General features: G+C 40.0%; 11 protein-coding genes and 3 pseudogenes. 7 read left to right on the forward strand and 7 right to left on the reverse strand.

Translation table 11 applies throughout. The features are described from left to right. Positions 1 to 52 precede the first annotated feature (52 nt). Entirely contained in the window at positions 53 to 805 is a 753-nt protein-coding gene (locus AAC147_RS00715; protein ID WP_047684582.1) for a hypothetical protein, read from the forward strand. A gap of 88 nt (positions 806 to 893) precedes the next feature. On the opposite strand, the pseudogene AAC147_RS00720 reads toward AAC147_RS00715, so the two are convergent. After that, a pseudogene (locus AAC147_RS00720) lies at positions 894 to 1,145 on the reverse strand (MBL fold metallo-hydrolase); the annotation flags it as partial. A gap of 430 nt (positions 1,146 to 1,575) precedes the next feature. On the opposite strand from AAC147_RS00720, the pseudogene AAC147_RS19980 reads away from it, so the two are divergent. The 4 genes and pseudogenes from AAC147_RS19980 to AAC147_RS00735 all read left to right on the forward strand — a co-directional run. Then, positions 1,576 to 1,746, forward strand: a pseudogene (locus tag AAC147_RS19980) (RtcB family protein); the annotation flags it as partial. Between the two features lie 63 nt (positions 1,747 to 1,809). After that, a pseudogene (locus AAC147_RS19985) lies at positions 1,810 to 1,992 on the forward strand (RtcB family protein); the annotation flags it as partial. 23 nt (positions 1,993 to 2,015) lie between these two features. Beyond that, positions 2,016 to 2,801 carry a nucleotidyltransferase domain-containing protein gene (locus AAC147_RS00730; protein ID WP_047684587.1) on the forward strand — a complete coding sequence of 262 codons (786 nt, stop codon included), beginning with the start codon at positions 2,016 to 2,018 and terminating at the stop codon, positions 2,799 to 2,801. A 479-nt stretch (positions 2,802 to 3,280) separates the two neighbouring features. After that, on the forward strand, positions 3,281 to 3,901 hold the full coding sequence (locus AAC147_RS00735; RefSeq protein ID WP_047684590.1) for a LysE family translocator: 621 nt from the start codon (positions 3,281 to 3,283) through the stop codon (positions 3,899 to 3,901). Positions 3,902 to 4,007: 106 nt separating this feature from the next. On the opposite strand, the gene AAC147_RS00740 is transcribed toward AAC147_RS00735, so the two are convergent. Together AAC147_RS00740 and argF are read right to left on the reverse strand one after the other, a co-directional pair. Further along, positions 4,008 to 5,123 (reverse strand): alpha/beta fold hydrolase, encoded by a 1,116-nt coding sequence (locus AAC147_RS00740; RefSeq protein ID WP_047684592.1) that lies wholly within the window; start codon positions 5,121 to 5,123, stop codon positions 4,008 to 4,010. 345 nt (positions 5,124 to 5,468) lie between these two features. Beyond that, positions 5,469 to 6,482: an ornithine carbamoyltransferase gene (argF, locus tag AAC147_RS00745; RefSeq protein ID WP_047684596.1), complete on the reverse strand. Its 1,014-nt coding sequence runs from the start codon at positions 6,480 to 6,482 to the stop codon at positions 5,469 to 5,471. A 231-nt stretch (positions 6,483 to 6,713) separates the two neighbouring features. Here argF and rraB point away from each other — a divergent pair, with 231 nt between their 5' ends. Continuing rightward, positions 6,714 to 7,136: a ribonuclease E inhibitor RraB gene (gene rraB, locus AAC147_RS00750; RefSeq protein ID WP_047684598.1), complete on the forward strand. Its 423-nt coding sequence runs from the start codon at positions 6,714 to 6,716 to the stop codon at positions 7,134 to 7,136. 85 nt (positions 7,137 to 7,221) lie between these two features. Here the strand turns inward: rraB and AAC147_RS00755 are convergent, their stop codons facing one another. From AAC147_RS00755 to AAC147_RS00770, 4 genes are all read right to left on the reverse strand, one after another. Then, entirely contained in the window at positions 7,222 to 7,725 is a 504-nt protein-coding gene (locus tag AAC147_RS00755) for a GNAT family N-acetyltransferase (protein ID WP_047684601.1), read from the reverse strand. A 244-nt stretch (positions 7,726 to 7,969) separates the two neighbouring features. Then, positions 7,970 to 8,743, reverse strand: coding sequence for an amino acid ABC transporter substrate-binding protein (locus tag AAC147_RS00760; RefSeq protein ID WP_047684603.1), 774 nt, complete (start codon positions 8,741 to 8,743; stop codon positions 7,970 to 7,972). Positions 8,744 to 8,821: 78 nt separating this feature from the next. Further along, positions 8,822 to 9,586 carry an amino acid ABC transporter ATP-binding protein gene (locus tag AAC147_RS00765; protein ID WP_047684604.1) on the reverse strand — a complete coding sequence of 255 codons (765 nt, stop codon included), beginning with the start codon at positions 9,584 to 9,586 and terminating at the stop codon, positions 8,822 to 8,824. Then, positions 9,570 to 10,277, reverse strand: coding sequence for an amino acid ABC transporter permease (locus AAC147_RS00770; RefSeq protein WP_047684606.1), 708 nt, complete (start codon positions 10,275 to 10,277; stop codon positions 9,570 to 9,572). Before AAC147_RS00770 ends, AAC147_RS00765 begins: the two co-directional genes overlap by 17 nt. A gap of 396 nt (positions 10,278 to 10,673) precedes the next feature. Between AAC147_RS00770 and AAC147_RS00775 the strand changes: the two genes are divergently transcribed. Further along, entirely contained in the window at positions 10,674 to 10,838 is a 165-nt protein-coding gene (locus tag AAC147_RS00775) for a transposase family protein (protein WP_420883244.1), read from the forward strand. The last annotated feature ends 103 nt before the right edge of the window (positions 10,839 to 10,941 follow it).

Here is a 10,941-nt window from a genome sequence, read left to right on the forward strand (position 1 = left end):
TTCAATGACGATTGGTATATATTGATTTTTTTATCAAATAAGAGGGTGGTATATGCCATTTTCTCCTCCTTTTAGAAATGCGTTTTTTGAGGGTGATCTGATATACGGTTTAACTGATGAAAGAGAGCGTTATATCAGTCGTGTTGATAAATTTAAAATTGTTAAACATAATCTTACCAAGTCTACTTCTGGACAAGAATTCTCTAAACCGGCAATGATTAATTATTATTTAATTCCGGTTGAAGAGAGAGAAATGGTGTCTTTTTTAGATAATTTTAAGCGTTCAATGGGAAATAGGCAAAGAACCCCCACTCAATGTCTTATTAATAGGGCAAATGAATATAAACGCTATCTTAATGTTGTTGCATTTGAGGAATATGGAGAATATAAAGAAAGTTTCTATTCTCATCTTAGAAAAAATAATAAATATTATACTGTACTTGATGAAAATATAAATAAGGATAATGTAACTATAGGAAGGAAAAGTAAAGGAGGGTTATCATGGGTAACAATGAGCAATTGTCAACTTACTGGGGATATGCATATACACTTCATCCTTGATGAAATAAATATAAGAGAAGTCGTAGATAAAACAAGAGATTCCATAACTGCAAAAGAACTGAGGTGGGTTTACAGGCACAGAAATAATAGAAACGTTGCTAGCAAAATACAATTTTGGTTGAATCAGGAACCTATTTATCCGCCTTGGGTTTCAGATGAAACATTATGGGAAAATTATTATCGGCGCAGTATATTTAACCACGATCTATCCGGGGAGTTTTCTAAGCTATTTAATATGATGTAATTAGCAGTTATACCCAGTGGATTCACGGGCCACGGGGAACACCATCCTGATTCGGTTTTTGGGCACAAGTGCAGTGTTTATCATGCTCTTCTACAAACTGACGTATTCCTTTTGGGCCATATAATGCTAAAGGGGCTGTAGGGCCTCCCATTGATCGGCTGCACCATAAGCCCGGCAAACCAAAGATATGATCACCGTGTAAATGGGTGATAAAAACCTTCTCTAGTTTGGGGATCATCCACAATGCATTGTGGATCGCTTGTAATTCCAAAATAAGGCTGGTGATATTGCGATCTTTAATGGGAATACCTGTTCTGGTGCCCAGTACTCTCAATTCTATGTCATTTTCTCCTATACGCTTTATCCTGCGACTGGTTCCTGTTGGCCCTGTTGATAAAAACGGTGCGGAAGAGTACAGGACGGCCATGCTCAATCTGGTCTGCGTTTGTCTAATGTTATAGCCAAAACGCCAATAGCAACTCTGCGTTTCATCCCTATTCCTATCATTAGATTATCTTAATTTACAAATAACGATACAAAAAGATAAGAAAATCAAATGGAAAAAACTATTGTCGAAAATAGGTAAAAATAAAAACGATTATTTTTCAAAATAATAAAAAATGTTTTTATGTTTTTCTAAAGTTAGCACAGGATTGGTAATAACAAGGTTGGCAATAACGATAAGTGTTAACGCACTGATGAAGTCGCATGGAGTTCTAAGCAATTAAAGGAGAGCAAAAATGAAAACAATTGAAATGAAAACAACTGAAATGAAAACCAACGGTTATAACTCATTGACGCAAGAGACTGGTGCCATTATCCCGGCGGCAGTTGGGGGAGATATCGGCTGTGTAATGATGGCAGCCTGTACTTCGCTGGTGGCATCAGATTTACCGGGTAATTTGTTGAATATTCGTCATGCTATCGAAGCTGCTGTATCACATGGGCGTAATATAAACCGTGGAGGACGAGATAAAGGATTATGGCATGACGCGCTGGAAATGAAAAAACGCTTTACCGTGAGTGAACAGAAAAGAGCTACTACTCATGTAGAGTATCGTAAAGATAGCGATGCGATTGATGAGATCCCGATGGCGTACAAAGATATTGATGCAGTAATGGCAGCCCAGTCTTCGCTGGTGGAAGTTGCACATGTTTTGCGTCAGGTCGTTTGTGTAAAAGGATAGTAAATAGAAATAGGTAAGAAAAAATGGAAAGGGAAATAGTCAGTCTAGTAATGAAAAAGCGTATCAAGAGGGAACTGGATAAGATAGAGAAAAAATATGACGTGCACATATTGTACGCCTGTGAATCGGGTAGCCGTGGGTGGGGTTTTGCTTCACCCGATAGTGATTACGACGTGCGGTTTATTTATGTCCATCCTATGGATTGGTATTTGAGAGTAGAAGCAGGACGGGATGTTATTAAACAGTCAATTAACGATAAGTTGGATATCAATGGTTGGGAGTTACGCAAGGCCTTAAAATTACTGAAACAGGCAAATCCAACATTAATGGAATGGTTGGATTCCCCCATCATCTACCAGGCAAATGCGGCAGCAACCAATGGATTGAAAACGCTGGTGCCACATTTCTTTTCGGACATTAAAGCGCGTTACCACTATCTCTCAATGGCGAAGAAAAATTTCCGTAGTTATCTGCAAGGTGAAGAAGTCCGGTTAAAAAAATATTTCTACGTATTGCGCCCGTTATTGGCTGCCCACTGGATTAAAATGGGCAAGGGTGTACCGCCGATAGATTTTGAAACGCTGGTGGAAGGAACAGTACATGATCCTCAATTAAAAGCAGAAATTGCCGATCTGCTGCGAATTAAACGATCTGCAAGTGAGGCAAAATATGGTTTGCGTAAGCCGAAAATTCACACATTTATTGAATCTGAACTTAATGAAACATTGGCGCGTTGTGAGCTTAGCGATAACTGTGAACTTAATCAGGAATTACTTGATAACTATTTGAAATGTTGGGTAATGAGATGATGCTAAAACAAAAAAATAAATAAAAGAATGCCGATTACTGAGGGGAAATATGGATCAAATCGATAGATAAGTGTGATTTAACTTCATGAGTAAATGTTGTCTTATCCTTTATCCTTAAGGATAAAAAATAATAGTTATGGACTCCCTGCTGGCGTTTATGGTTGCCTAATTCACGGGTATTAATCCTGATTGAGTGCCGCGTTGGGTTTGAAAACTTGTAACGGCAGAGGGAGACGCCTTTCAGCACTATTTGGAGTTAATATACTTGGAATTAATATACCTGTAAGATAAATACGCTCTGATATATTCTCTGTTCCTTACTATACTCAAGCAGCTTTAGGATGGGGGAGGATATCAAATGTGTCAGCTTTCGGTTCGTAACGGAGTTTAGTTGACAAAAACTGTTCCTGTCGAATATATGAGTATGAAATAACATCATAATTAAGCATTCTTTCGTGCTCTTATTTTCGGAGATAAAAATGACAGTTTTGGATTCCTTACTTGCCTTTACAGTTGCGGCTACACTGTTAACGCTAACCCCTGGTTTAGATACTGCTTTGATTTTAAGAACAGCCGCAGCAGAAGGCGGGAAAAAAGCTTTTCAGGCTGCACTTGGGATCGATACCGGATGTTTGATATGGGGAGCGATGGTGGCATTTGGTTTAGGGGCGTTAATTGCTGTATCTGAACTGGCATTTAACATTCTGAAATGGGGCGGTGCATTGTATTTATGCTGGTTGGGGCTCCAGATGATCTGGCGGCCTAACTCAGATCTTGGTGGAGAAAACGCTTCTTCTGTGAAAACGTCGAATTGGTTTGTCAAAGGAATGTTGGGAAATGTGTTGAATCCAAAAGTGGGTGTATTTTACGTCTCCTTCTTACCACAGTTTATTCCCCAGGGGCATTCACCCATTATCTGGACATTTGGATTAGTGGCAATTCACGTCATACTCGGCACGCTATGGGCATTGGCCCTGATTTATGCTACCCGGCCTCTTTCCCACATCTTACGTCGTGGGAACGTTATTAAATGGATGAATCGCACGACTGGCGGATTGTTTTTATTTTTCGCGTTTAATTTGGCGTTAAGTCGGCGCTAACCTTGTGTTCAGGGTAATTTGTGTTCAGGGTAAATGGATGCAGTCAACAAAGCTGTAACTTGAAAAATGACAGCTATGTAGGGTGTATCCTTATTTTTAGTCATTATTAATTGATATATTCAATATCGTTTAAGTTATTTTTGATTAAATCTTCCCCATTAAAAAATTGAATAAGGAGATCGGCCAGGACATCTGGGCGTTCCACCATGACGAGATGATCTGATTTTTTTATGGTGGTAAATAGTGAGTTTGGAAAAATAGAGGCGCAAATTTTAACATTTTCAGGCGGTGTGATGATATCGTATTCACCGGTTGTAAATAAAACGGGCTTGTCAAAATTGACTGCTCTCTCATATTTCTTTTGGTTCAAAAGATGCATTTGGAGATGCTTATATCTTTCTCCTTGATGTTGTGTTGATTCTAATAGTGTTTTTTTCAAAAGCTTATAGGTCGTTTCTTTTCCTAATATATCAATGCCTGGTTCGAGACAGAGAAGGCTTGAAATTATCTTCTCAACAGACTCCTCATATTTTCCCTCAACGAGTAATTGTAACGCTGCATTTAGTCTGTTTCGAATGTGAAGTGGCTGAGTAAGTGCTGTGCCAACTAAGGCGGCTTTATTAATCCTGTCAGGCCATTGATAGGTAAAAGCCAGGGCAATAGCCCCACCGTATGAAATACCAATGAGGTTTATTGTCTGCAAGGAAAGAACATCTAAAATATGTCGTGTACATTCGGCAAGAAACTCAAAGCTTTTGTTGTCTGGAATATTGTCCGCAGATCCTATTCCCGGTAAATCAACCATAATTAAAGGGCTGTCATCTTTGAGAAGATATTCAAGATGAGGTAAGGAGTACATATCCTGGAAACCGCCCGCGATAATTAATTTGGGGACTACTGTCGTGGTATTTATATCACCAATAACACGAAAAGCATATTTTACTCCATGCCATTCAATTTCCCTTCTGTCTTGAGGTGGAAGGCGGTAACTGGAATCAATAAAAGCAGCGAGGGATTCGACGTTTCTGAATCTAAGTACGTCACTCCAATCTATTTTCTTTCCTAAATTTTCCTCAATAGAAATTTGTATTTCAACTAATGAGATGGAATCTGCCCCAAGACTGAAAAAATCATCTTTAATACCCATTGATTCTACGAGTAGTACTTCCTGGCATATTTTCAGTAATTCATTTTCCGTGTTATTTGGTAATGATACTGTCATATCGAACTCCTATCATCATCTAATTAATCTTATATATCGATTGTCGTTCTGTGAAACTGGTAACTTAAGATTAGATGATTTTTTGATTAGAGAGGGTCTCAGAATACAGATAATGGGTTATTTCGCTACCAGAAAGTAACATAATGAAATTATAATTAAATGGTATTATCCGATGGCCTTGATAATGCTTGAGGATTGAGGCAGCCTTGCACGGTAAATTGAATTCAAAAATCATGGGGGAGAGACTATGGAAGCGTTATCCCCATGGCTGCCTGATAATGTGGTTCAAAAACAGTGAAATGGTCATTTAAGTAGTGATGGATTGCTGATGGTTGTCACATCAAATCACAAATTCAGCTCTTGTATCAACGTTGCTACCATGACAGCTTTAATGGTATGCATACGATTTTCTGCCTGATCAAACACAATGCTGTGTTCTGATTCAAACAGTTCATTAGTGACTTCCAACCCACCATACAGATTGAACTCTTCCGCTAATTGTTTACCAAGTATCGTTTCTTCATCGTGGAAAGCTGGCAGGCAATGCAGAAATTTCACATTCGGATTCTCTGTCAATTTCACGACATCCATATTGACCTGATAAGGCTTTAATAAGTCAATCCGCTCTTGCCAGACATTTTTAGGTTCTCCCATTGAAACCCAAACATCGGTATAGAGAAAATCCACATCTTTAACGCCCATTGTAATATCTTCTGTCAGTATGATCTTACCCGCCGTTTTTTCGGCTTGTAGTTGGCATTCGGCCACCAGCTTAGGATCTGGCCAGCAGGCTTTCGGAGCGACTAAACGCAGATCCAAACCTGTCAATGCGGCTGCTTCTAACATTGTATTACCCATGTTATTACGTGCATCACCCAGATAGGCCAGTTTTAGTTCTGTGAGTGGTTTTTGGCTATGTTCCTGCATGGTCATTAGATCTGCCAGCAGTTGAGTCGGATGAAACTCATTTGTCAGCCCATTCCAGACAGGAACACCAGCATACTTCGCTAATGTTTCGACAATATGCTGTCCATAGCCACGATACTGAATACCATCATACAAACGCCCAAGTACTCTTGCAGTATCTTTGATAGACTCTTTGTGGCCGATCTGGCTGCCATTGGGGCCTAAGTAAGTGATATTTGCTCCCTGGTCATGGGCTGCAACTTCAAACGCACAGCGTGTACGGGTAGAATCTTTCTCAAAAATCAGGGCGATATTTTTTCCTGCCAGTAAGGGAAATTCTTTTCCGGATTTTTTATTCGCTTTTAATTTAACTGCCAGTGTTAAAAGTGTATCAATTTCTGAGGGATTATGATCAAGTAATCTCAGGAAGTGGCGTTGGAAAAATGGATTCATACAGCATTTTCTCCATGGGAAAAATATTGAATTAATATTCACTATATATCGATAAAAAATCTAATTACAACCCTTATAATGTGAATCGGTAATTTGAGGATTATTAGGATAATTGGGATTCAGTCATTTACGACCTGTATTTTCTGTTTAACAAAATTGGATAGCTATATCCTTTGTAGGGAAAAGATGGGAGAATGCGAAACAGGATAGCCAACTGACAGGGGGATTGGCATGGCAGACCCACATGCATTAGAAGAACAGCGCGAAGAAACTCGCTTGATCATCGAAGAATTATTGGAAGATGGTAGTGATCCTGATGCGCTTTATATCATTGAACATCATTTTTCGGCAGAGGATTTTGATCGTCTGGAAAAAGCGGCTGTTGAAGCATTTAAACTGGGTTATGAAGTGACAGATGCGGAAGAGCTGGAAACAGAAGATAGCGTAGTTTTGATGTGTTGCGATGTGATCAGTGAAAGCCGTCTGGATGCTGAACTGATTAATGTACAGGTTGAGCAACTGTTGGATCTGGCTGAAAAAATCGGCGTGAATTACGATGGTTGGGGTACATATTTTGAAGATCCGAATGCGCCGGATGATGAAGATGATAATGGTGCTCTCTTCCCAGATGAAGATGAACCCAGACTTCACTAACTTCTTTTCAAGAATTGGCTGACTAATATATGCCCCGCGTAAACCGTGGGGCTCATTTATTGAAATCCATAAGCTATAGAGCTTGTTATAGTGTCTTGATCATTCTGACTTCGCAATCATTGTGCCCGGTATTGCCTAATGGTTCGTCAAGATAGCTGAAGCCCAGTTTTTTATATAGCGCAATGGCTGCTTTCAGCTCTGCCGTAGTTTCTAAATAACAGCGTGTAAAACCTTGTTCTGTGCCGAACGCCAGAGATTGTTGTACGATTTGTTTGGCGACGCCTTTTCCCCGCAACACCGATGAAAGATACATTTTTTGTAGTTCACAGGTATCATTGTCACCGCCTGCCAGTGGAGCAATTCCCCCACCTCCAACGACTTTACCCTCCATTTCAACAACCCAGTAAGCACTACGTGGCTGATTGTAAACTTCGTAGAGGGTATCCAGAATAGGATCGGCGACAGCAAAACCTTTGTCAGCGGTTAAACCATGTTCGGCAGATACCTCACGAATAACAGCAGCAATGTCTGCATTATCCTGTTGGATGATGGGACGGATGATGTAGTTGTGTGTTGTGATTTTGGTCATTCTTTTACTCTTTGTATTTTTATTTTCTGGTTAAGGATAATCCGAGACAATAGGTGTGTTTCGGAAAATACGATAATAAAAAGCGTGGATATTGAAATCCTGCTTCAGATTATCATGATGTTGTTGAGGTATGATGATTAGCTTGATATTCATTGAAAAAATAAGTAAACAAAAAGAATTCACTAAAATGATAAAATAAGACGGCATCATAACGATGCCGTAGTGTTACGAATTGAGTGATGAATTATTTCGAAATATCAGTGCCAAAATATTTCTCAGAAATACGGGCATAGGTTCCGTCATCTTTCATGTCTTGTAGTATTTTATTGATAGCTTCTACCAATTCAGGATCACCTTTGCGCAATAAAACGGCAGATTTACTTGCATCAGTTTGCTGTGCAACAATTTTAACTGGTGCGTTAGGTCGATGTTTTTTGAAATCTAAAAATGACAGACGGTCATTTAAGGTGGCATCTGCTCGTCCGGTGACAACTAAATCAATGGATTGGTTAAAGCCATCCGTACTGACTAAATTAGCCCCATAAGATGTTGCTAACTGACCGTAGTTACTGGTCAGAGACTGAGCTGAGCGTTTTCCTTTGAGATCCGCGAATGATTTAATATTGTTGTTGTTATCCTTGATGATTAAGGCAACTTGAGATGTTGAGTAAGGAATCGAAAAGCTGTACTTGGTTTTCCGCTCTGGGGTGACGCCCACTTGGTTAATCACGGCGTCAAAACGCTTGGCATCCAGCCCCGCAATCAGGCCATCCCATTTCACTTCCATAAACTCGGGTTTGACATTTAGGCGATGCGCAATTTCTCTGGCGATATCCACGTCAAAACCCGTGAGCTTGTTGGTGGCATCATGGTAGGTAAAAGGAGGATATGTGCCTTCTGTTCCAATCTTAAAGACACCAGAAGATTTTATGGCATCAAAATCTTTACCGGCATAGCTGGTAGCAGAAATAGCAAGGGCAGCGGCACTAGCCAGTAATAATTTCAAGAATACTTTCATTGTCTTTCTCCGAAGCAATTTTTCTTCAAATCAACTTATTCAAACTAAATTTTTTCAGACTAACGGTGGCACGGTGCTCTAGATTTCCCAATCCGGTAAGGTTTCTGTCAGGGTTGAAATAAACTCGACGGTACGCTGTTGATTTGGGCGGGTAAACATGTGCCTGGCACTTCCTGATTCAATAATTTCACCGAATTCCAAAAAGACAACATCATGAGCCAGATTAGCCGCCAGACGCAGATCGTGTGTTGCCATTAACATGGTTGTTCCTTCGTCCGCAAGTTGTTTCAATACTGAGACGACTTCTTTCGATAACTCAGGATCAAGGGCTGAAGTGGGTTCATCACATAGTAATACTTTGGGAGATGGGGCCATCGCTCTGGCAATGGCAACACGCTGCTGCTGACCCCCTGATAATGTGGTTGGCCAGGCATCAGCCTTATGGGACATATCCACTTTTTCCAGTAATTCGATTGCTCGTTCTCTGGCGCGTTCACGCGGCCATTTCTGTACCCAAATCAGCCCTTCCATGATATTTTCAATTACAGTGAGATGAGGAAAAAGCTGGAAATTCTGAAATACCATACCCGTTTGCAGGCTAAAGCGCTGGATTTCTTTGTGAGGTAGTCGTTCTTTACCCGTAAATGTGATTTTTTCCTTGCCGATCATCAGTTGACCCGCTTGCGGAATTTCTAACAGATTAATGCAACGCAACAGAGTACTTTTTCCACTGCCAGAAGGCCCGATAAGCGCTGTCAGACTGCCTTCCTGAATAGTCAGGTTAATGTTTTTCAGCACTTTTTGCCCGTCGAAACTTTTTTCAATGTTAGAGAGCTGAATCATCTTTGGCTTCCTTATTATTGCTATTTTGAGAGTATTGCCGGGAGAATTTCTTTTCCAGACGAACTTGCAGTGCCGATAGCAATGAACTCAGGATCAGATAAAGGATAGCGGCTTCGGTATACAGGATCATTGGTTGGTATGTCACGGCAGCGATGCGTTGTGCAGCCAGGAACATCTCTGGCACGGTAATGACAGAAGCTAATGAGGTATCTTTTACCAGTGAAATAAAGGTATTGGACAATGGAGGAATCGAAACTCTTGCCGCTTGTGGCAACACAATCCGACGTAAAGATTGCCACCAACTCATACCGATGGAGTGGGAAGCCTCCCATTGTCCTTTGGGAACAGAATTCAGAGCTGCGCGTATCACTTCCGAGGTATAGGCACCAACATTCAGGGTAAAACCAATCACGGCAGAAGTGAATGCTTCCAATGTAATGCCGATACTAGGCAAGGCGTAAAATATCAGGAATAGCTGAACCAGTAAGGGGGTTCCACGGATCAACCAAACATAAAAACGTACGACTGCAACCAGTGGTTTAGGGCCATAAAGCCTGATCAGGGCAACAATGAATCCCAGTGTAAGCCCAAGAGCAAATGTAATCAGGGTGAGGGGAATAGTGAATGTCAGGCCTGCGTAAAGCATTGGCCAAAGGGAATCCAGCGCTAAGCTGAGCCAGGATGGAGTCATATATTGTTCCTATATTTTATACTTTTCGTCTTTCAAGTTATTTATCTCTTTGTTGGTTTGGCAAATTCGTGCCTTTGCCGTTGCGATGCAATTTGAAATCCATTAGGTATATAGCCTAACTTCAAAAAGTATTTATTTTTTATGTGATTGTTTTATTTATGATATGGCAATAAGAGATCATAGTTATATAAAATAAAGTTATAGCTTAGAACTAATGGATGAGTCAGGGATATAAGGGAAGTATGGTGTCACTTGATATGGAAAGATCAAGAGCCTGTTTCATCAGACCAGAGCAAATGGGCTAACTTGAACAATTGGATCAACAGCGTGCTTTCAGTACATAATCTCGCTGATCCACTGGCTTAACCGTACAAACCGTACAAATAGTATTCTTTTATCGACATGCTCACCATAGCGATTTGTTCGGTTATCTGTGGTTGTGAGAGTTTCAATGCCATTGAAGAATGCGGGAAACCTAAAGAGGATTGGTTCAGCCAATTTCTTCTGTCCAATGGAATTCCCAGCCATGCTCTTGTCTATGAGAATCTACTAATAAATTAAATTTCAATGTAATAATATTTTTATATATTTAAACGCACCATAATATATTGTTTATTATGAATTTAAAATATAATTTAAACTCAAATAAATAATAAATAATAAA

The organism is Xenorhabdus sp. NBAII XenSa04, assembly GCF_963866145.1.
GTDB lineage: Bacteria > Pseudomonadota > Gammaproteobacteria > Enterobacterales > Enterobacteriaceae > Xenorhabdus > Xenorhabdus indica.

What these genes read in the sequence shown, in the direction of transcription:
- AAC147_RS00715 (WP_047684582.1), top strand. Translation starts at nt 53, where the DNA reads ATGCCATTTTCTCCTCCTTTTAGAAATGCGTTTTTTGAGGGTGATCTG.
- AAC147_RS00730 (WP_047684587.1), top strand. Translation starts at nt 2,016, where the DNA reads ATGGAAAGGGAAATAGTCAGTCTAGTAATGAAAAAGCGTATCAAGAGG.
- AAC147_RS00735 (WP_047684590.1), top strand. Translation starts at nt 3,281, where the DNA reads ATGACAGTTTTGGATTCCTTACTTGCCTTTACAGTTGCGGCTACACTG.
- AAC147_RS00740 (WP_047684592.1), bottom strand. Translation starts at nt 5,123, where the DNA reads ATGACAGTATCATTACCAAATAACACGGAAAATGAATTACTGAAAATA.
- argF (WP_047684596.1), bottom strand. Translation starts at nt 6,482, where the DNA reads ATGAATCCATTTTTCCAACGCCACTTCCTGAGATTACTTGATCATAAT.
- rraB (WP_047684598.1), top strand. Translation starts at nt 6,714, where the DNA reads ATGGCAGACCCACATGCATTAGAAGAACAGCGCGAAGAAACTCGCTTG.
- AAC147_RS00755 (WP_047684601.1), bottom strand. Translation starts at nt 7,725, where the DNA reads ATGACCAAAATCACAACACACAACTACATCATCCGTCCCATCATCCAA.
- AAC147_RS00760 (WP_047684603.1), bottom strand. Translation starts at nt 8,743, where the DNA reads ATGAAAGTATTCTTGAAATTATTACTGGCTAGTGCCGCTGCCCTTGCT.
- AAC147_RS00765 (WP_047684604.1), bottom strand. Translation starts at nt 9,586, where the DNA reads ATGATTCAGCTCTCTAACATTGAAAAAAGTTTCGACGGGCAAAAAGTG.
- AAC147_RS00770 (WP_047684606.1), bottom strand. Translation starts at nt 10,277, where the DNA reads ATGACTCCATCCTGGCTCAGCTTAGCGCTGGATTCCCTTTGGCCAATG.